The 20,660-nt window shown below is 63.8% G+C and carries 22 protein-coding genes; all 22 read right to left on the bottom strand.

Going from position 1 to position 20,660, the window contains the following annotated elements:
* Positions 1-2: 2 nt before the first annotated feature.
* The 22 genes from nuoN to C8J46_RS13175 all read right to left on the bottom strand — a co-directional run bounded on the left by nuoN (position 3) and on the right by C8J46_RS13175 (position 20,614).
* Positions 3-1,448, bottom strand: coding sequence for an NADH-quinone oxidoreductase subunit NuoN (gene nuoN / locus C8J46_RS13070; RefSeq protein ID WP_060524719.1), 1,446 nt, complete (start codon positions 1,446-1,448; stop codon positions 3-5).
* A complete protein-coding gene (locus tag C8J46_RS13075; RefSeq protein WP_132739926.1) occupies positions 1,448-2,980 on the bottom strand; it encodes an NADH-quinone oxidoreductase subunit M in 1,533 nt (510 codons plus the stop codon). The genes nuoN and C8J46_RS13075 overlap by 1 nt, the downstream gene beginning before the upstream one ends.
* Positions 2,980-5,085 (bottom strand): NADH-quinone oxidoreductase subunit L, encoded by a 2,106-nt coding sequence (gene nuoL, locus C8J46_RS13080; RefSeq protein ID WP_132739929.1) that lies wholly within the window; start codon positions 5,083-5,085, stop codon positions 2,980-2,982. The genes C8J46_RS13075 and nuoL overlap by 1 nt, the downstream gene beginning before the upstream one ends.
* A 5-nt stretch (positions 5,086-5,090) precedes the next feature.
* Positions 5,091-5,393, bottom strand: coding sequence for an NADH-quinone oxidoreductase subunit NuoK (nuoK, locus tag C8J46_RS13085; protein WP_175518104.1), 303 nt, complete (start codon positions 5,391-5,393; stop codon positions 5,091-5,093).
* A gap of 2 nt (positions 5,394-5,395) precedes the next feature.
* On the bottom strand, positions 5,396-6,007 hold the full coding sequence (locus C8J46_RS13090) for an NADH-quinone oxidoreductase subunit J (protein ID WP_056048540.1): 612 nt from the start codon (positions 6,005-6,007) through the stop codon (positions 5,396-5,398).
* Between the two features lie 119 nt (positions 6,008-6,126).
* Complete coding sequence (gene nuoI, locus C8J46_RS13095; RefSeq protein ID WP_055877898.1) at positions 6,127-6,612, bottom strand: NADH-quinone oxidoreductase subunit NuoI; 486 nt, start codon at positions 6,610-6,612, stop codon at positions 6,127-6,129.
* Positions 6,609-7,655, bottom strand: a complete 1,047-nt coding sequence (gene nuoH, locus C8J46_RS13100; RefSeq protein ID WP_132739932.1) for an NADH-quinone oxidoreductase subunit NuoH — start codon at positions 7,653-7,655, stop codon at positions 6,609-6,611. Before nuoH ends, nuoI begins: the two co-directional genes overlap by 4 nt.
* Positions 7,652-9,646: an NADH-quinone oxidoreductase subunit NuoG gene (gene nuoG / locus C8J46_RS13105; RefSeq protein ID WP_132739935.1), complete on the bottom strand. Its 1,995-nt coding sequence runs from the start codon at positions 9,644-9,646 to the stop codon at positions 7,652-7,654. Before nuoG ends, nuoH begins: the two co-directional genes overlap by 4 nt.
* A complete protein-coding gene (gene nuoF / locus C8J46_RS13110) occupies positions 9,646-10,947 on the bottom strand; it encodes an NADH-quinone oxidoreductase subunit NuoF (protein WP_107955021.1) in 1,302 nt (433 codons plus the stop codon). Before nuoF ends, nuoG begins: the two co-directional genes overlap by 1 nt.
* Entirely contained in the window at positions 10,947-11,615 is a 669-nt protein-coding gene (locus C8J46_RS13115; protein ID WP_056048529.1) for an NAD(P)H-dependent oxidoreductase subunit E, read from the bottom strand. Before C8J46_RS13115 ends, nuoF begins: the two co-directional genes overlap by 1 nt.
* Positions 11,615-12,850 (bottom strand): NADH-quinone oxidoreductase subunit D, encoded by a 1,236-nt coding sequence (locus C8J46_RS13120; protein WP_056048527.1) that lies wholly within the window; start codon positions 12,848-12,850, stop codon positions 11,615-11,617. Before C8J46_RS13120 ends, C8J46_RS13115 begins: the two co-directional genes overlap by 1 nt.
* Complete coding sequence (locus C8J46_RS13125) at positions 12,847-13,671, bottom strand: NADH-quinone oxidoreductase subunit C (protein WP_132739938.1); 825 nt, start codon at positions 13,669-13,671, stop codon at positions 12,847-12,849. Before C8J46_RS13125 ends, C8J46_RS13120 begins: the two co-directional genes overlap by 4 nt.
* Positions 13,668-14,216, bottom strand: a complete 549-nt coding sequence (locus C8J46_RS13130) for an NADH-quinone oxidoreductase subunit B (protein ID WP_056058310.1) — start codon at positions 14,214-14,216, stop codon at positions 13,668-13,670. The genes C8J46_RS13125 and C8J46_RS13130 overlap by 4 nt, the downstream gene beginning before the upstream one ends.
* On the bottom strand, positions 14,207-14,581 hold the full coding sequence (locus tag C8J46_RS13135; protein ID WP_056048518.1) for an NADH-quinone oxidoreductase subunit A: 375 nt from the start codon (positions 14,579-14,581) through the stop codon (positions 14,207-14,209). The genes C8J46_RS13130 and C8J46_RS13135 overlap by 10 nt, the downstream gene beginning before the upstream one ends.
* A 503-nt stretch (positions 14,582-15,084) precedes the next feature.
* Complete coding sequence (locus C8J46_RS13140; protein ID WP_056048515.1) at positions 15,085-15,897, bottom strand: inositol monophosphatase family protein; 813 nt, start codon at positions 15,895-15,897, stop codon at positions 15,085-15,087.
* Positions 15,898-16,008: 111 nt separating this feature from the next.
* The gene (efp, locus tag C8J46_RS13145; RefSeq protein WP_056058307.1) at positions 16,009-16,572 is read right to left on the bottom strand and encodes an elongation factor P; all 564 of its coding nucleotides are present in this window, start codon (positions 16,570-16,572) and stop codon (positions 16,009-16,011) included.
* Positions 16,573-16,659: 87 nt separating this feature from the next.
* Positions 16,660-17,265 carry a M23 family metallopeptidase gene (locus tag C8J46_RS13150; RefSeq protein ID WP_132739941.1) on the bottom strand — a complete coding sequence of 202 codons (606 nt, stop codon included), beginning with the start codon at positions 17,263-17,265 and terminating at the stop codon, positions 16,660-16,662.
* Positions 17,266-17,269: 4 nt separating this feature from the next.
* The gene (locus C8J46_RS13155; RefSeq protein WP_132739944.1) at positions 17,270-18,283 is read right to left on the bottom strand and encodes a L,D-transpeptidase family protein; all 1,014 of its coding nucleotides are present in this window, start codon (positions 18,281-18,283) and stop codon (positions 17,270-17,272) included.
* A gap of 76 nt (positions 18,284-18,359) precedes the next feature.
* Entirely contained in the window at positions 18,360-19,049 is a 690-nt protein-coding gene (gene thiE / locus C8J46_RS13160) for a thiamine phosphate synthase (protein ID WP_132739947.1), read from the bottom strand.
* Between the two features lie 74 nt (positions 19,050-19,123).
* Positions 19,124-20,044 carry a class I fructose-bisphosphate aldolase gene (locus C8J46_RS13165; RefSeq protein ID WP_132739950.1) on the bottom strand — a complete coding sequence of 307 codons (921 nt, stop codon included), beginning with the start codon at positions 20,042-20,044 and terminating at the stop codon, positions 19,124-19,126.
* Between the two features lie 13 nt (positions 20,045-20,057).
* The gene (locus tag C8J46_RS13170; protein ID WP_243643377.1) at positions 20,058-20,387 is read right to left on the bottom strand and encodes a type II toxin-antitoxin system PemK/MazF family toxin; all 330 of its coding nucleotides are present in this window, start codon (positions 20,385-20,387) and stop codon (positions 20,058-20,060) included.
* Positions 20,384-20,614 carry a ribbon-helix-helix protein, CopG family gene (locus C8J46_RS13175; RefSeq protein WP_056482291.1) on the bottom strand — a complete coding sequence of 77 codons (231 nt, stop codon included), beginning with the start codon at positions 20,612-20,614 and terminating at the stop codon, positions 20,384-20,386. The genes C8J46_RS13170 and C8J46_RS13175 overlap by 4 nt, the downstream gene beginning before the upstream one ends.
* Positions 20,615-20,660 lie beyond the last annotated feature (46 nt).

A 20,660-nucleotide genomic window follows, 5' to 3' on the forward strand; every position in this document is an offset into this window, starting at 1 on the left:
GCTCAGAACAACGCCCGTGCGGCCGCCATCGTCCACGCGCCGAGCACGGGGATGAGGAGGTAACCGGCTGGCGACACGAACACCGCGGCGATGGCGATCAGGCCACCCTCGACCTTGCTCTCCATCGGCGCGAACGCAGGTGCCGGATCATCGAAGTACATCGTCTTGACGACGCGCAGGTAATAATACGCACCGATCACCGAGGCGGCGATGCCGACGACCGCCAGCGGGAAGAGCCCGGCGTCGACCGCAGCACTGAACACCGCGAACTTCGCGTAGAAGCCGAACAGCGGCGGGATGCCGGCGAGGCTGAACATGAAGATAGCGAGTGCCGCGGCGAGTGCAGGCCGCGTCCGCGACATGCCGGCGAGGCTATCGATCGTCTCGACCGGCTGCCCGTCGTCACCGCGCATCTGCAACACGACCAGGAACGAACCCAGCGTCATCGCGACGTAGATCGTCAGGTACATCAGCACGCCCGACACGCCTTCCGGCGTTCCCGCCGCGAGACCGATCAGCGCGAAGCCGACGTTATTGATCGACGAGTAAGCGAGCAGCCGCTTGATGTTGGTCTGGCCGATCGCCGCAACCGCACCGAGGATGATCGAGGCGAGTGCCGCGAAGATTACGATCTGGCGCCACTGGTCCGTCGCCGGGCCCATCGCATCGACCGCCACGCGGACGCTGAGCGCAAGCGCCGCGACCTTGGGGGCGGATGCGAAGAACGCGGTGACCGGGGTCGGCGCGCCTTCGTACACGTCGGGTGTCCACATATGGAACGGCACGGCGCTGATCTTGAATGCGAGGCCTGCGAACACGAACACGAGACCGAACAGCAGGCCGAGCGACTTGGTGCCCGCATAGGCTTCCGAGATGCCCGAGAACAACGTCGTGCCGCTGAACCCGTAGACCAGCGAAATGCCGTACAACAGGATGCCGCTGGCGAGCGCGCCGAGCACGAAATACTTCAGACCCGCTTCGGCAGACCGTCCGTCGCGCCGCATGAAGCTGGCGAGGACGTATGCTGCGAGGCTCTGGAGCTCGAGACCGACATACAGCGTGAGCATGTCGGTGGCCGAGACCATGATGCCCATGCCACAAGCCGACAGCAGGATCAGCACCGGATATTCCGGACGCAGATCGTCGCCGTGCGTGCGCGCAAAGAAGCTCGGCGCCATGACGATCGCTACCGCCGAGGCGATGTAGATCAGCACCTTGGCGAACGCACCGAACGCGTCCGCGCGGTACAGGCCGTCGAACGCATAGCCACCTGACGAGGCCGGGCCGACCAGGGCGATCCCTGCCCCAACTAGTACGAAGACGGCGGCGATCGAGACTGCGCGCGTCGATTTGTCCCCGCCCCAGGCCGAGACGAGCATCAGGGCGATCGCACCCAACGCCAGCACCAGTTCGGGCAGCGTCATTGCGATGTTAGCGGCGTAATCCATCAGTGTGCCTCCCCGTGCGCGGCACTATGGACAGTAGCGGGCTTCCCCGCCGTTGGGTTGGAATCGCTGGCAGGCTTGGCGCGGTCGACACGGGCGAGAAGCACGCCCACGTCCTTGCGCATCGGTGCCAGGAAGCTCTCGGGATACACGCCCATCCACAGCACGACGGCTGCGATCGGTGCGAGCAGCCACATCTCGCGGCCCGACAGGTCGACCATCGCGCGGACGTCGTCGGACTTGATCTCGCCGAACACGACGCGACGATACAGGAACAGCATGTATGCAGCGCCGAGGATGATGCTCGTCGTGCAGAGCAGCGCGGTCCAGGTCGAGACCTGATACGTGCCCATCAACGACAGGAACTCGGCGACGAAGCCGCTGGTCCCCGGCAGGCCGATCGAGGCCATCGTGAAGAACAGGAAGAAGATCGCGTATTTCGGCATGCTGATCGCGAGGCCGCCATAGCGCGAGATCTCGCGGGTATGGAGCTGGTCGTAGATCACACCGACGCACAGGAACAACGCGCCCGATACCAAGCCGTGGCTCAGCATCATGATCATCGCGCCTTCGATGCCCTGCCGGTTGAACGCGAACAGGCCGATCGTAACGATCGCCATATGCGCGACCGACGAGTAGGCGATCAGCTTCTTCATGTCCGACTGCACGAGCGCGACGAGCGACGTGTAGATCACCGCGACCGCCGACAGGCCGAAGATCAGCCAGGTCAGCTGGCCCGACGCTTCGGGGAACATCGGCAGCAGGAAGCGCAGGAAGCCGTATCCGCCGAGCTTCAGCAGCACGCCCGCCAGGATCACCGAGCCCGCGGTCGGCGCCTGGACGTGCGCGTCGGGCAACCAGGTGTGGACCGGCCACATCGGCATCTTGACCGCGAACGACGCGAAGAACGCCAGCCACAGCCACGTCTGCACGTGCGCCGGGAAGTCGTAGTTCATCAGCGCCGGGATGCTGGTCGTGCCTGCCGTCTTCGCCATGTACAGCATCGCGATGAACATCAGGACCGAGCCGAGCAGCGTGTACAGGAAGAACTTGTACGACGCGTAGATCCGGTTCGCACCGCCCCAGATGCCGATGATCAGGTACATCGGGATCAGGCCGGCTTCGAAGAACACGTAGAACAGGAACAGGTCCTGCGCCGCGAACGTGCCGATCATCAGCACTTCGGTGAACAGGAACGCCGCCATGTATTCGGGCACGCGGGTGGTGATCGAGCGCCAGCTGGCGCCGATGCAGATCGGCATCAGGAACACGCTGAGCATGATCAGCATCAGCGCGAAGCCGTCGATGCCGAGCGACCAGCCGAACGGACCGAAGATGCCGGGGGCATGCTCGACGAACTGCCACTGCGCGCCGCCGATGTCATAATTCATCCACAGCACGATGCCGAGAACGAAGTCGATCAGCGTTGCCGCCAGCGCCAAAGTCCGCGCCGTGTTCGCCGAGACGAACAGGCACACGACGGCCGCGACCATCGGGACCGCGATCAGGACGGAAAGGATAGGAAAGCCGGTCATTACAGTCCGATCGCCCAGGTTACGGCTGCGGTCAGCCCGATCAGCATGACGAAGGCATAGGTGTAGAGGTATCCCGTCTGGAAGCGGTTGGCGACGCGGCTGCCGATCTGGACGACCCAGGTCGCGCCGTCGGGCCCGAACCGGTTGATCGTCTTCTCGTCGCCGCGGTGCCACAGGAAACGGCCGATCGCGAACGCCGGGCGGACGAAGATCAGGTCGTACAACTCGTCGAAATACCACTTATGCAGCAGGAAGTCGTAGAGCACGCCGAACTGTTCGACGACCTTGGCCGGGAACGTCGGTGCCTTGATATAGGCGTACCAGGCGGTCAGCAGGCCGAGCAGCATAGCGATCGTCGCCGACAGCTTGATGAGCAACGGCACGCCGTGCATCTCGTGCATCAGATGTTCGCGGAATGCGAGTGCGCCCTTCCAGAACTCTTCGCCTGCGGTGGGCTCGATGAAGAAGCCGTGGAACACGAAGCCGGCCAGAACCGCACCGATCGACAGGACGATCAGCGGGATCAGCATCGGCAACGGGCTCTCGTGCGGGTGATACCCACCATCGCCCTCGGCCGGTGCATGCGCGGCGTCGTGATGACCGTGCGGCGCATGACCTGCGTCCTCGGCCTGCGCCGGGTTCGCATGATGATCATCCGCGTGATGCGCATCATGCGCGTGGTCATCGTGACCATGCGCGTCGTGAAGCGCATGCTGGATGTGCTCCGATGCGGCCCAGCGCGGCTTGCCCCAAAAGGTCAGGAACATCACACGCCACGAATAGAAGCTGGTCAGCAACGCGACGAGCACGCCGACGAACCACACGCCCGGCTGACCTGCAGCCCAGCTCGCCTCGATGATCGCATCCTTCGAATGGAAGCCTGCAAAGCCGATCGCGGTGTTACCAAAGATGCCGGGGATGCCCACGCCGGTGATCGCGAGCGTACCCGCCATCATCGCCCAGAACGTCACCGGGATTTTCTTACGCAGGCCGCCATAATAACGCATGTCCTGCTCGTGGTGCATCGCATGGATGACCGAGCCGGCGCCGAGGAACAGCAGCGCCTTGAAGAACGCGTGCGTAAAGAGGTGGAACATCGCCGCGCCGTACGCGCCGACACCCGCCGCGAAGAACATGTAGCCGAGCTGTGAACAGGTCGAATACGCGATCACGCGCTTGATGTCTGTCTGCACGAGACCGCAGGTGGCTGCGAACAGACAGGTCGCGGCACCGACCGAGGTGACCACGGTCAGCGCGACCGGGCTCATCTCGAACATCGGCGATAGGCGGCACACCATGAACACGCCGGCCGTGACCATCGTCGCTGCGTGGATCAGCGCCGACACCGGGGTCGGGCCTTCCATCGCGTCCGGCAACCACGTGTGCAGGCCGAGCTGCGCCGACTTGCCCATCGCGCCGACGAACAGGAGTAAGCAGAGCACCGTCATCGTGTCGAAGCGGTAGCCGAGGAAGCCGAGCGTCGAACCCGCCATGCCAGGGGCCGCGGCGAGGATCTCGGGGATCGAGACCGTGCCGAACACCAGGAACGTGCCGAAGATACCGAGCATGAAGCCAAGATCGCCGACGCGGTTGACGACGAACGCCTTGATCGCGGCGGCGCTGGCGGACGGCTTGCGGAACCAGAAGCCGATCAGGAGGTAAGATGCGAGGCCCACGCCTTCCCAGCCGAAGAACATCTGGACGAGGTTGTTCGCCGTCACGAGCATCAGCATCGCGAAGGTGAACAGCGACAGATACGCGAAGAAGCGCGGCTGATCGGGATCCTCGTCCATATAGCCCCAGCTATACAGGTGGACGAGCGCCGAGACCGAGGTGACGACCACGAGCATCACCGCGGTCAGCGCATCGACGCGCAGCGACCACGCGACGTTCATGTCGCCGGAGTGGATGAAGTCGAGCAGCGGCGCGACGGTGGCCGTGCTGGTGCCCGAGAGGAAGCCGATGAAGATCGGCCAGGACAACAGGCACGACGCGAACAGCGCAGCCGTGGTGACGAGTTTCGCCGGCACGTTGCCGATCGCGCGATTGCCGAACCCGGCAACGATCGCGGCCAGTAACGGCAGGAAGACGATAAGCTGGATCAACCGTATTACCCCTTCATCCGGTTGACGTCGTCGACCGCGATGGTGCCGCGACCGCGGAAATAGATCACGAGAATGGCGAGGCCGATCGCGGCTTCACCCGCGGCGACCGTCAGCACGAACATCGCGAACACCTGTCCGACGAGATCGTGGAGGAACGCCGAGAACGCGACGAGATTGATGTTCACCGCCAGCAGGATCAGCTCGATCGCCATCAGGATGACGATGAGGTTCTTGCGGTTCAGGAAGATGCCGAGCACCCCCATCGTGAACAGGATCGCCGCGACGACCAGATAATGGACGAGACCGATCGTCACAGTTCGACTCCCTGCCCGACGACCGGGCTCGTGTTGCGCGTGGCATCCTGCGGACGACGCGCGTTCTGGCGGCTGATGTTCTGCGCCTTGACGCCGCCACGCTGCCGGTGGGTCAGCACGATCGCACCGATCATCGCGACCAGCAGCACCAGACCGGCACCCTCGAACACGAACAGATAGCGCGTGTAGAGTAGGTTACCGATCGCCTGGATGTTCGGCACGGTGTCGTCGATCGGAGCAGCGCGGCGCGCGAGCTGGATCGGACCCGTGCTCCACGCGCCGATCGCGATCATCACCTCGGCGGCGAGCGCGACGGCCAATGCGAGACCGATCCCGAAATACCGGGCGACGCCTGCGCGAAGCTCGGTGAAGTCGATATCGAGCATCATGACGACGAACAGGAACAGCACCGCGACCGCACCGACATAGACGATGACGAGCAGCATCGCGATGAACTCGGCACCGACCAGGATCATGAGGCCGGCCGCGTTGAAGAACGCGAGGATCAGCCACATCACCGAATGGACCGGGTTGCGCGACGCGATCGTCAGCGCGCCCGACAGGACGACGACGAAGGCGAAGAGGTAAAAGGCTAAGGCCTGAATCATGAGGTCCTCGTCACCCAAGCGAACGCTGGGGTCTCAAGCCGCGCGGGCGCGCTCTGAAACGGGGAGATCCCAGCCTGCGCTGGGACGACGGAGTTAATCTGTGTCATCGCGGCGCTCGCTTAACGGTACGGCGCATCGGCGGCAAGGTTCGCCGCGATCGCGCTTTCCCAACGGTCGCCATTATCGAGCAGCTTCGACTTGTCGTAGATCAGCTCTTCGCGCGTCTCGGTCGCGAACTCGTAATTCGGTCCCTCGACGATCGCATCGACCGGGCACGCCTCGGCACACAGGCCACAGTAGATGCACTTGGTCATATCGATGTCGTAGCGCGTGGTGCGACGCGAACCGTCGTCACGCGGCTCGGCCTCGATCGTGATCGCCTGCGCAGGACACACGGCCTCGCACAGCTTGCACGCGATGCACCGCTCTTCGCCGTTCGGATAACGACGCAGCGCATGCTCGCCACGGAACCGCGGCGACACCGGATTGCGCTCGTACGGATAGTTGATCGTCGCCTTTTCCTTGAAGAAATAGCGAAGCGTCAACGCGTGCGCCTTCACGAATTCCCACAGGGTAAACGACTTGATGATCTGAGCGACGCTCATGAACCCACTCCAACGCGCGTCAGCATGAGATAGCCCGACACGAGGAAAACCCAGAACAGCGAGACGGGCAGGAAAACCTTCCAGCCGAGCCGCATTAACTGATCGTAGCGATAGCGCGGCACGGTCGCCTTCACCCAGCTGAACAGGAAGAAGAAGAACAGGATCTTAGCGAACAGCCAGATGATCCCCGGCACGTAATACAGCGGCGCCCAATCGACCGGGGGCAGCCAGCCGCCCCAGAACAGCGTCGCGTTGAGCGCGCACATCAACAGCACGTTGGCGTACTCGCCGAGCCAGAACAGCGCGAACGACATCGACGAATATTCGGTCTGGTACCCGGCGACGAGCTCGCTCTCCGCCTCGGTCAGATCGAACGGCGCACGCTGCGTTTCCGCGAGCGAAGAGATGAAGAACATCACCGCCATCGGGAACATCAACGGGTTGAGGATGTACCCGTTGAAGATCCAGACATGCGACTTCTGCGCCATCACGATCGCCGACAGGTTGAAGCTGCCGGTCCACAGCACGACCGAAATCAGGATGAAGCCGATCGCGACTTCATACGACACCATCTGCGCGGCCGCACGAAGCGCCGAATAGAACGGGTATTTCGAGTTCGACGCCCAGCCCGACAGGATGATCCCGTACACGCCGAGCGACGAGGCCGCGAGCACGTAGAGCAGCCCGACGTTGATGTCCGCGAGCACGACGCCGACGCCGAACGGCACCACCGCCCAGACGATCAGTGCGACCGTGAAGGTGATAATGGGGGCGAGCAGGAACAGCGTGCGGTTGGCGGCTGCGGGGACGATCGTCTCCTGCAGGAACACCTTCAGGCCGTCGGCAAAGCTCTGCAGCAAGCCGAACGGACCGACGACGTTCGGACCACGCCGCAGCGCCATCGCCGCCCAGATCTTACGATCGGCATAGATGATCATCGCTACTGCCAGCATCAGCGGCAGCGCGATCACGAGTATGTCGATGATCGTCGCGAGGAAGAACGCCCAGTCGTAACCGAGCGAGGATTCGAACCAGGAGATCATTCGGCTGCCTCCGCGTAGTCTTCCCCGTGGAGAAGTTCGGCCGAGCAGCGCTGCATCGTCGGCGACGCACGGCAGATCGCGTTGGTCAGATAGAAGTCCTTGATCGGATAGCCGGCGAGGACGCCCTGCCCTTCACCCGAAAGCGAAGGCGGATTCCACTCGAACGTCGCGAGCGCCTGATGACGCAGCGCAGGCACGTCGGCGTACATTTCCTCGCGAAGACCCTCGAAGCTGTCGAACGGCAGCGTGTGGCCGAGCGTATCGGACAGCGCGCGGAAGATCGACCAGTCGTCACGCGCGTCGCCGGGTGCGAACACCGCGCGCTCGCCGCGCTGGACGCGACCTTCGAGATTGACCCACGTGCCGGACTTCTCCGCGTAGGTGACACCCGGCAGGATGACGTCGGCAGCCGCCGCACCCTTGTCGCCGTGATGCCCCACGAACACCTTGAAGCCTGCGAACTTCGAATAATCGACCTCGTCCGCGCCGAGGAAGAAGCCGAGCTTCGCCCCCATCACGTCGGCGATACCGCCCTTCTGCGCATAGCCGAGCATCAGCCCGCCCATCCGCGAGGCCGCCATGTGGACGACGTTGAACCCGTTCCAGTCCGCCTTCACGAGACCCAGCGTATCGACCAGCTTCAGCGCAGCCGCATGGCCACCCTTCAGCGCGCCGCCACCGACGATCACCATCGGACGCTCAGCCTTGCCGAACGCCTCGGTCACCGCCTCGGGCAGATTGCCGAGCAGTGCCAGATCGTCGCCGAGCCACTCGACCTTGTACGTCAGGTCCGTCTCCGGCCCGATCGCGAAGACCTTCGCGCCCTTCTTGATCGCTTTCCGAACCCGCGTGTTCACCAGCGGCGCTTCCCAGCGCAGGTTGGTCCCCACTAGCAGGATCGCGTCGGCACGCTCGGTACCGGCAATAGTCGTGTTGAAATTGACCGCGGCGATGCTCGTCGCGTCATAGTCCATGCCGGTCTGACGGCCTTCGAGCAGACTCGACCCCATCTTCGCCAGCAACGCCTTGGCGGCGTACATCGTCTCGCAATCGACCAGATCGCCGGCGACAGCCGCCACGCTCGACCCAGCGTTCACAGCCTTGATCGCTGCGAAAGCCTCATCCCACGTCGCGGGAACCAGCTTGCCGTTCACGCGGACATACGGCTTGTCGAGGCGACGACGGACGAGGCCGTCGATCGCGTGGCGCGTCTTGTCGGTCGCCCACTCCTCGTTCACGTCCTCGTTGATCCGCGGCACGCAGCGGAGCACCTGGCGACCACGGCTGTCGAGCCGGATGTTGGTGCCGACCGCGTCCATCACGTCGATCGTCAGCGTCTTGCGCAATTCCCAAGGACGCGCCTCGAACGCATACGGCTTCGACGTCAGCGCGCCCACCGGGCACAGATCGACGACGTTGCCGGAGAGTTCGCTCTTGACCGCATTCTCGAGATACGAGGTGATCTGCATGTCCTCACCACGGAAGATCGCACCGATCTCCTCGACGCCGGACACTTCCTCGGCGAACCGGATGCAGCGCGTGCACTGGATGCAGCGGGTCATGACCGTCTTGACGATCGGGCCCATGTACTTCTCGGTGACCGCGCGCTTGTTCTCGTCATAGCGCGAATGGCCGCGACCGTACGCGACCGACTGGTCCTGCAGATCGCACTCGCCGCCCTGATCGCAGATCGGGCAATCGAGCGGATGGTTGATCAGCAGGAATTCCATGATGCCCTCGCGGGCATTCTTCACCATCGGCGAGTTGGTGAAGATCTCCTGCTTGTCCGCCGCCGGCAGCGCACACGACGCCTGCGGCTTGGGCGGACCAGGCTTCACCTCGACCAGGCACATCCGGCAATTGCCAGCGATGCTGAGGCGCTCATGATAACAGAAACGCGGGATTTCCTTGCCGGCAAGCTCACACGCCTGCAGCACGGTGGCGCCCTGCGGCACCTCGATCTCTACGCCATCGACTTTGACTAAGGGCATTACTCTGCGGCTTCCATCATCGGCGCGGTGTCGCCACCACGTTCGCGGATACGGCGCTCCATCTCTGGGCGGAAATGCTTGATCAGGCCCTGGATCGGCCATGCGGCGGCGTCGCCGAGCGCGCAGATCGAGTGACCCTCGACCTGCTTGGTGACCTGCTGGAGCATGTCGATCTCGGACAGCTCGGCGTCGCCGGTGCGCATCCGCTCCATCACGCGCCACATCCAGCCGGTGCCCTCGCGGCACGGCGTGCACTGGCCGCAGCTCTCATGCTTGTAGAAGTACGAGATGCGGCTGATCGCGCGGACGATGTCGGTCGACTTGTCCATGACGATGATGGCCGCGGTGCCGAGGCCCGAGCCGACTGCCTTCAGGCCGTCGAAGTCCATCGCGCAGTCCATGATCTGCGCGGCCGGAACGAGCGGCACCGAAGAGCCACCTGGGATCACCGCGAGCAGATTGTCCCAGCCGCCACGGATACCGCCGCAATGCGTCTCGATCAGGTCGCGGAACGAGATGCTCATCTCTTCCTCGACCACGCACGGCTTGTTCACATGGCCGCTGATCTGGAACAGCTTGGTGCCGCGGTTGTTCTCAGCGCCGAAGCTGGAGAACCACGCCGCGCCACGCCGCAGGATCGTCGGCGCAACCGCGATCGATTCGACATTGTTGACCGTCGTCGGGCAGCCATAGAGTCCAGCACCTGCCGGGAAAGGTGGCTTCAGCCGCGGCTGGCCCTTCTTCCCCTCGAGGCTCTCCAACATTGCGGTCTCTTCGCCGCAGATGTAGGCGCCCGCGCCACGGTGCACGAACACGTCGAAGTCGTAGCCCGACCCGCACGCATTCTTGCCGATGAAGCCGCGGTCATAGGCCTCGGCGACGGCTGCGAAGAGCGTCTCGGCCTCGCGGATATACTCGCCGCGGATGTAGATGTACGCGGCGCGCGCGCGCATCGCGAACCCGGCGATCAGCGCGCCCTCGATCAGCTTGTGCGGATCATGGCGGATGATCTCGCGATCCTTGCAGCTGCCCGGTTCGGACTCATCGGCGTTGATGACGAGAAAGTTCGGCCGATCGGGCTTCGGCTCCTTCGGCATGAACGACCATTTGGTGCCGGTCGGGAAGCCCGCCCCGCCACGGCCGCGCAGACCCGACGCCTTCATCACGTCGATGATCGCGTCCTGGCCGAGCGCCATCAGGTCCTTGGTATTGTCCCAATCACCGCGCATGATCGCCGCGTCGATAGTCCACGGCTGGAAACCGTAGACGTTGGTGAAAATGCGGTCCTTGTCGGCGAGCATCAGGCCCACTCCCCCCGGTAATCGTGGTTCGCGTCGACCATCGCCTTCAGCGAGGTCGGGCCGCCTTCGGGGCAGCTTGCGCGACGACCGAATTGCGGCCCCGGCGTCGGGTGCCCGCCATTGGCCAGCGCCTCGAGGATCTCGGTCGTCTTGTCGTAATCGAGGTCTTCGAAGTTATCGTCGTTGATCTGCACCATCGGCGCGTTCGCGCACGTGCCCAGGCACTCGACCTCGGTCAACGTGAACATGCCGTCCGGCGTCGTGCCGCCCTTGACCAGCCCGCGGTTCTTGCACGCAGCCAGAACGTCGTCCGACCCACGCAGCATGCACGGCGTGGTGCCGCAAACCTGGACGTGGAAGCGACCGACGGGCGCCAGATTGAACATCGTGTAGAAGGTCACGACCTCATACACGCGCATGTACGGCACGCTGATCTGACGCGCGACGAACTCGATCACCGGCACCGGCAACCAGCCCTGCGTCTGCGTTTCCGCGCCGACCTGGCGCTGCGCCAGATCGAGCAACGGGATCGACGCCGACTGCTCGCGACCCTTGGGATAGCGCCCGAGAATCTCGTTCGCCTTCACCTGGTTCTCGTCCGTCCACGCGAACGAACCCCATCGAGCGCGGGTCTCGGCCTCGTCGGGAATTTTCGGAGCTTCAGCCATCAGCGGTCACATTCACCAAAAACGATATCCATCGCGCCGAGGATCGCGGTCGTATCTGCCAGCATGTGGCCCTTCGCCATGAAGTCCATGGCCTGCAGATGCGAGAACGCGGTCGGGCGGATCTTGCAGCGGTACGGCTTGTTCGAGCCATCGGCGACCAGATACACGCCGAACTCGCCCTTGGGGCTCTCGGTCGCGACATAGACGTCGCCGGCGGGCACGTGGAAGCCCTCGGTGTAGAGCTTGAAGTGATGGATCAGCGCTTCCATCGATTGCTTCATTTCGCCACGCTTGGGCGGCACGACCTTGCGATCGAGCGACGCGATCGGCCCCTCGGGCATGTCGCGCAGGCACTGCTTCATGATCCGCGCGGACTGACGCACTTCCTCGACGCGCACCATGAACCGGTCATAGCAATCGCCGCGCGTGCCGACCGGCACTTCGAAGTCCATCTTCGCGTAGGCGTCATAGGGCTGCGACTTGCGCAGATCCCAGGCGATCCCCGAGCCGCGGATCATCGGGCCGGAAAAGCCCCACTTGATCGCGTCGTCGCGGCTGACCACGGCGATGTCGACGTTGCGCTGCTTGAAGATGCGGTTGTCCGCGACAAGCGAGATCGCATCCTCGAACAGCCGCGGCAGGCGCGTGTCGAGCCAGTCGCCGATGTCGGCGAGCAGCTTCAGCGGCGCGTCCTGATGCACGCCACCGGGACGGAAATAGTTCGAATGCATGCGGGCGCCGGAAACGCGCTCGAAGAAGTTCATGCAGTCTTCGCGGATCTCGAACAGCCACAGGTTCGGCGTCATCGCGCCGACGTCCATGACATGCGACCCGAGGTTCAACATGTGGTTCGAGATGCGGGTCAGTTCGGCAAAGAACACCCGCAGATACTGCGCACGCTCGGGCACTTCGAGGTCGAGCAGCTTCTCGACCGCCAACACCCAGCTATGCTCCATGCACAGCGGCGAGCAATAATCGAGACGATCGAAATACGGCAGCGCCTGCGTGTAGGTCTTGTATTCGATCAGCTTCTCGGTGCCGCGGTGGAGCAAGCCGACATGCGGATCGACGCGCTCGACGATCTCGCCGTCGAGTTCCATGACGAGCCGAAGCACGCCGTGCGCGGCCGGATGCTGCGGACCGAAGTTGATCGTGTAGTTCTGGATCGTGACGTCGCCGGTCGTCGGATCGGCTGCGTCGGCTTCACCCAGAAGCTCTTCGACATACAGACTCACTGGTTCTGTCCTCCACCCTTGGTCGGGACCACGTCCGGGTTCGCAGGCTTCGGCGTCGCATCGGACTCCGACTTGCCGGCGCCCGTCTGCGCGGTCGACTCGGTGCTCTTGGGTTCGGTCGGCGCCTGGGTCGGCGACTGCGCCGCGTTGGCCTTGACGATCGTGTCCGCCGACAAGGGAGTCTGCGCACCCTTGGCCTGGGGCAAGGCGCCCTTCTCGTCACCGGGGAGCACGTAGTTCGCACCCTCCCACGGACTCATGAAATCGAACGTACGGAAATCCTGCGCAAGCTGCACGGGCTCGTACACGACGCGCTTCGACTCTTCCGAATAGCGCAGCTCGACATACCCGGTCAGCGGAAAGTCCTTGCGCTGCGGATGACCGCGGAAGCCGTAGTCGGTCAGGATGCGCCGCAGGTCCGGATTGCCGCTGAACAGCACGCCGTACATGTCGTACACTTCGCGCTCGAGCCAGCCCGCGACCGGCCAGATGTCCGTCACCGACGGCACCGGCTTCTCCTCGTCGGTCGCGACATGGACGCGCAGGCGATGGTTCCGCGTCAGCGACAGCATGCAATAGACGACGTCGAACCGCTCAGTGCGATCCGGATAGTCGACGCCGGCGATCTCCATGAGCTGCTGATAGGCAAGCCCCGGCGTGTCGCGCAGCGCGATCATCGCGTCATACAGGTCTTCGCGACGAACGTGCAGCGCGACTTCGCCGACATGGTCGACCGCGTCGAGCAGCATGCCGCCGAGCGCCGCGCGGGCGCTGTCGATCACACCGTCGTTCGACGTGTATGCTGGTGCGGGAGCCCTCAACGCTCGATGCTCCCGGACCGCCGGATCTTCCGCTGCAACTGCATGATGCCGTACAGCAATGCCTCAGCCGTCGGCGGGCACCCGGGAACGTAGATGTCCACCGGCACGATCCGATCGCAGCCACGCACGACGCTGTAGCTGTAATGATAATAGCCGCCGCCGTTCGCGCACGATCCCATCGAGATCACGTACTTCGGCTCGGACATCTGGTCGTAGACCTTGCGGAGTGCCGGGGCCATCTTGTTGCAGAGCGTACCAGCGACGATCATCACGTCCGACTGGCGCGGCGACGCGCGCGGTGCGGCGCCGAAGCGCTCCAGATCGTAGCGCGGCATGTTGACGTGGATCATCTCGACCGCGCAGCACGCGAGCCCGAACGTCATCCACCACAGCGAGCCGGTACGCGCCCACTGGAACAACTCCTCGGTAGACGTGACAAGAAAACCCTTATCCGTCAGTTCACCGTTCAAACCGTCGAAAAAGCCCTGGTCGGGTGGCACCAGCGAACTGGGCGAACCGGGTGCGGGCTGAAGCTCTACTCCCAATCGAGTGCTCCCTTCTTCCATGCGTAGACGAGGCCGAGGGCCAATTCGCCGATAAAGATCATCATCGAAATCCACGCGGTCCAGCCGAGCGTGAAGACCGAGACAGCCCAGGGATACAGGAACGCGGCCTCGAGATCGAAGATGATGAAGAGGATGGCGATCAGGTAGAAGCGTACGTCGAACTGGCTACGCGGATCCTCGAATGCGGGAAAGCCGCACTCGTATTCGCTGAGCTTTTCAGGCGTAGGCTTGTGTGACCCCGTGAGGCGCGAGACGGCCATCGGCAGGAACACGAACGTGCTCGACAATGCGATGGCGATCCCGAGGAACAGGAGGATCGGAAGATAGTGCGACAGGTCGACCAAATTGCTTCTCGCAAGTGCGAACGGAACGGGGCCGCTTTAGGCCGATGGGGGGTTCGGGGCAAGGCTCGGGGGGTGTGAGAATCACTCGCAAGTGGAGGGACGGGGGTGGTGGGAAACATGCGTTACTTGGCGCGCCGATGACTGCGGCCGCGACTTCCACTGAATGTCGGGGACGTCACCGAACCATGCCCGCCACCCCGGACTGGTTCCGAGGTCCACGGTGCCGCACACCAGCGGCGGCGAGAATGCGGAACGGTGGATGCCGGAACAAGCCCGGCATGACGGACCGAGCCGGGGTCGACGCCGTTGCGCTGTTGACCCCACTCTGGCCTTTACGCTCCCCCATCCGTCACCCCAGCGAAAGCTCGGGTATCGTGGTTGGCGGGCGCGGCGACCATCACGGGGATATCCCAGCTTTCGCTGGGGTGACGGATGGGGATGGCAGTCGGATTGGGAGCGGGAGTAACCGAATTCGGTCCCAGTTGCCCTCTTCACAATCCAACTTAGCGCAGTGCGCCGGCCACCAGCTTATGCAGCCGCGAATGCAGCGCGTCGTTCGCCGCAAGAAACTCATTACGCTCCATCGCGCGATCGCCACCGCGGAAGTCGGTAACGAAACCGCCGGCTTCCTTCACCAGCAACATGCCAGCCGCAACATCCCAAGGCTTCAGGTTCGATTCCCAGAACCCGTCAAACCGGCCCGCAGCAAGCCAAGCCAGATCAAGCGCCGCAGCGCCCAAACGACGGATCCCCGCAACCTCAGGTGCAACCGCGCCAAAAATCCGGCTCCACTGCGCGAAGTCGCCATGCCCTAGGAACGGAATCCCCGTAGCGATCAGCGATTCGGAGAGATCGCGCCGCGACGACACGCGCAAGCGCTGGTCGGTGAGCCATGCCCCCCGGCCCTTCTCGGCCCAGAAGCTCTCGTCGGTCAGCGGCTGATACACCAATGCGGTGGTAACCTCTCGCTTGCCGTTCGGCATCGGCTCCTCGACCGCGATCGAGATGCAGAAATGCGGGATGCCGTGGAGGAAGTTCGACGTCCCATCCAACGGATCGACGATGAACCGCGGCTTGTTCGGGTCACCCTCGACCTCGCCGCGCTCCTCCATCAGCATGCCCCAGTCGGGACGCGCGTGCGAAAGTTCTTCGAAGATCGTCTGCTCGGCGCGCTGGTCGGCCTGGCTGACGAAGTCGGCCGGACCCTTGCGGCTCACCTGGAGCTGCTGGACCTCGTTGAAGTCGCGACGCAGACGCGGCGCGGCCTTGCGGGCGGCGCGCTCGATGACGGTCATGATGCCGGAATGGCTGGGCATTAGAAATCTCCTCCCCTCCCGCTTGCGGGAGGGGTCGGGGGAGGGCTTGAACCAATACGCGAAGCTGGAAGAAGGCCCTCCCCTAACCCCTCCCGCAAGCGGAAGGGGAATTTAGTCCGCGCGCCTAACGTAGGTCTGCTCGTAGACATCGACGACGATCCGCGTGCCCGCACCGATATGCGGTGGCACCATAACGCGCACGCCATTTTCTAGCACGGCAGGCTTATACGAAGACGAAGCCGTCTGCCCCTTAACAACAGCATCCGCCTCGACGATCAACGCCTCGATCGTATCGGGCAGCTGGACCGAGATCGGCCGCTCTTCCCAGAGCTCCATCACCACGTCCATGCCGTCCTGCAGGAACGCTGCGGCGTCGCCAAGGATGTCCGCGTCGAGCGAGATCTGCTCGTAATTCACCTTGTCCATGAACGTGAGCATGTCGCCCTCGCGGAACAGGAACTGGAAGTCGACGGTCTCGAGCCGCACCTTCTCGACGCTCTCGGCGGAGCGGAAGCGGGTGTTGTTCTTGCGGCCGTCGATGAGGTTCTTCATCTCGACCTGCATATAGGCACCGCCCTTGCCGGGCTGGGTGTGCTGAATCTTGACGGCGCGCCAGATGCCGCCCTCATATTCAAGAATGTTGCCGGGACGAATCTCGACCGCGTTGATCTTCATGACCGATTCCTGCTGGAAAGAGCTAGGGGCCGTCCGCGAAGCTTGGCCATCAAGGCGTGGCTCTGCGGAAACCCGAAGCGGCGGGCTTTAGCGGGCGCGCTCGCGTCCGGCAAGCAGCGGGTACGGGTTGACGTTCTCACCCTGGTACCACCGCTCACCCGGCTGCATCTTGGTCAGCCCGAAATGCAGGTGGTAATTGCCCGCACCCGCATCGCCGGTATCGCCGACATAGCCGAGCGTATCGCCTGCCTTGACCGCCATCCCCTCCCGGATGCCAGCCGCGTACCCGGCAAGGTGCGCATAATAATAGGTCCAACGCCGGTCGGGCGAACGCACGTACAGCGTGATCCCGCCAAGCCCGCTCTGGAACAGCTTCTCGATCCGACCCGGTGCGGCAGCAACGACGGGTGTGCCGCCCGGTGCCATGATGTCCGTACCGTGATGCCCGCGTATACCGCCGCCCCGCGCATCGTTCCAGCTATCCGCGATAGCTTTCCGAGGAACGCCGGCCACCGGAACGGCCAGAGCCCCAGGCATCACGGTAACAGCATCGACCTCGGCGGAAGGCGCCGGCTTCCGCCAAGGCACCCGCCGCTCGATGCCGCCACCGCTGCTGCCGAACGACACCATCGACGCAAACCCGCCGACCGCGACGACGATCAGCCCGAGAATGATCCAGAACGTCCGCGTCATCGCTTCAGGCCTGGAAGACTGCCTTGGTCCCCGGCTTGATCATCATCGACAGCCGCGCCGCATCCCAGTTGGTCAGGCGGATACAGCCGTGGCTCTCCGCTCGCCCGATCGTCTCCGGGTTGGGCGTGCCATGGATGCCGTAATGCTCCTTCGACAGGTCCATCCAGACGACGCCGACAGGACCGTTCGGCCCCGGCGGCAGCATCTCCTTCTGTTGCCCCTTCTTCGCATCCCAGAACAGCGCAGGGTTGAAGTGGAACTTCGGATTGTAGTCGGAGCCCTTGATCGTCCACGTACCGAGCGGCAGCGGATCATGGCTCGACCCCATCGTCGCGGAGAATTGCGCGATCAGCTTGTCGTTAGCATCGAGCACGCGGAGCACGCCGTCCGACTTGTCGACGACGACGTGATCCGCCTTGGGCTGGTTGGCATCGACGTTCAGCATCGTGAGCGTCGCGATCCAGTCCGGCTTGAGTTTCGGATCGTAGGCGCGCGAGGTCGGCAGGGCGTTCGGGAACACCACCTTAGTGCCCGGCGATAGTTTCGTGGTCGGAGAATTCAGCGCAACGATCACCGCCGGCGTCGTGTGAAACATCTCGCCGAGCTTCTCCATGACATTCTTGTAGCCGAGCGATGGGAGTTCGGCCTGCTTTGCCGGGTCCGTCGGGAACGGATTGACGAACGGCCCCGCCAGCATCTCGGGGGTCAGCGCGACCGTCACGGTCGGCCGCGCGGCGCGGTATGGATACAATGCCTGCAAAGTCCGCGCATCGGGCTTGCCGGTAATCGGCAGGCCCTTCGCCTCCTGGAATCCCTTCAACGCCGCGACCAGCGACTGCCCACCACGACCATCAAGCACACCCGGCCCGAAGCCGAGATGATCGAGGATCACCTGTACGTGGAGAATATTGCGGTCGATCGGAACCGGCGTGGTCGGTGCAGGCTGCGCCAACACAGGCGAGGCCACGCCGAACAGGCACGCCGCAAGAACCGAAGCTTTCGTCACAAATGCCGTCATGCCGCTCATCCCAAACCGTTACGCTTCTGCATCAAACGGTCGGGAGGACGGTTGTTTCCAACGGTTGGGCGCGATCTCAGCGCTTCGCAAGAACCTCAGCGAACGCCTTGATCGCCGCAACCTCGTCACCACCCCAGACGGCGCCCGAAACAGCGATGAAATCCGCGCCGGCAGCAACCAGCGGCGCGGCGTTTTCCGGGGTGATACCACCGATCGCCACGCAGGGCATCTCGAACAGCGTCGACCACCAGGACAGGATCACCGGCTCGGCGGTATGCGTCGCGACCTTCGTCGTGGTCGGATAGAAGGCGCCGAACGCGACATAGTCGGCCCCGGCCTCGCCCGCTTCCATCGCCAGATGGCGACTGCCGTGACAGCTCACGCCGATCTGCGCATTGGGGCCGAGCTGCGCCCGCGCCTCGCGCGGATCGCCATCGTCCTGCCCAAGATGCACGCCATCCGCATCAAGCCGCTTGGCGAGCCCGATGTCGTCGTTGACGATGAACGCGACATCACGCTCGGCGCAGATCGCGCGCAACGGCTCGCCGAGTGCGGCAGCCGCATGCTGGTCGATATCCTTCACACGGAACTGGAACGCGGCCACGGGGCCAGCATCCAGGGCGCGCGCCAGGCGTTCGGGAAAGTCGCCCCCGACATCCAGCGGCGACACCAGGTAAAGCTGGCAAGCCGGCCGACGCATGTCGCGACGGAAATTCTCGGCGAAATTGGGATCGAGCGGGCCCAGCGGATCTTCGAATTCGGTCATGTCCGCCCCCTAGCCCCTCATGCCGCGCTCGTCACCCCGGCGCGTGGCGGGGTGACGAGCGCGCAGAACGGCGCTTATTCCTCGTTCTTGTAGATCCGGATGATGCGGTCGAGCATAGCCAGCGCTTCCTCGCGCGGGCGCTGGAAGGTGTTTCGGCCGATGATCGAGCCGTTGCCGCCGCCGTCGCGAATGTCGCGCGCATCCTGGAACACCGCATCCTCGCCCTTCGACGCGCCGCCCGAGAAGACGTTGATGCGACGCCCGGCAAAGCTCGACTGGACGACATGCTTCACGCGGTCCGACTGCTTCGACCAGTCGGTGTTCGCGTAAAGCGGTTTGGCCTCCTTCTGCTCGATATGCGCGGTCGGCAGCTTGGTCTTGATGATATGCGCGCCGAGCAGCGCCGCCATGTGCGCGGCATAAGCACCGACGTCCAAAGCGAGTTCGCCGTCCTTGGTCAGCTCGCCACCGCGCGGGTACGACCAGATCACCGTCGCGATGCCGACCGACTTCGCCTCTTCGCTCAGCTCGCGGATTTCCTCGACGAGGTCGAAGAACTGGTCCGCACCCGGATAGATCGTGAAGCCGATCGCCGCCGAGCCAAGCCGTACCGCGTCCGATACCGTCGCGGTCACCGCCTGGTCGATCGTCGTCGCCCAGCTGTTCGAGCTGTTGCACTTCAGGATCGTCGGGATCTGCCCGGCGAACGTATCCGCCCCCGCTTCGAGCATCCCGAGCGGCGCGGCATAGGCACTGAGCCCTGCGTCGATCGCCAGCTGATAATGGTAATGCGGGTCGTACGCCGCGGGATTGACCGAGAAGCTGCGCGCGGGGCCATGCTCGAAGCCCTGGTCGACCGGCAGGATCACGAGCTTGCCGGTGCCGCCAAGCTTGCCCTGCATGAGGATGCGCGCGAGGTTTGCCTTCACCGCCGAACTGGTGGCCTCGTATTTGTCGAGAATGGTTTTGACTTGCGGGGTGATCGTGGATGTCATGGTAAATCCTGTCTTAGAGTTCGAGCCAGCGGCGCAGCGCGTCGTCGACTCGGGTCATGGTGGTGATGGGTATCGTACCGATAATCTCGACGATTTTGTTGCGGTCGAGCGTATCAACCTTGTCGATCTGGATCTCGCTATCGCGAAATAGGCCGGTTTCCGCCGATGCCTCGAGCGACACGCGAAACAGGCTCGTCCCGCTAATGACGCTGGTCAGCGGACATAGAGAAATCGTCGCGTGATCGGCAAAAAGGTCTGATTGGACGACAAGAAAGGGGCGCGGCTTGCTAGAGAAGTCGCCCTTGCCCGCCCCGACGACGATCATACCGCGGACGAATTTCATGCAGGGGGCGCCCCGATTAGTGCGTCCCAATCCTCTTCACCTGCCTGCCTATCGTGATCAGCCGCCGCGAGCGACTGACGTCGTGCCTCCGCTAGGAACGCCTCGTCGTGGCGTTCGACATAGCGTCGCACGGCTTCGCGTGCGATATCGCTCTTGCTGCGCCCTTGGGTGCGCGCAACCGCCGCGAGTCGCTCTTCGAGTTCGCTGTCGAGCCTGACGCCGAGCATCCGTGTCTCCGTTTAACATGTTAAACATAGGCGCGCGGATAGCCGG

Source organism: Sphingomonas sp. PP-F2F-A104-K0414, from assembly GCF_004340945.1.
Classification (GTDB): domain Bacteria; phylum Pseudomonadota; class Alphaproteobacteria; order Sphingomonadales; family Sphingomonadaceae; genus Sphingomonas.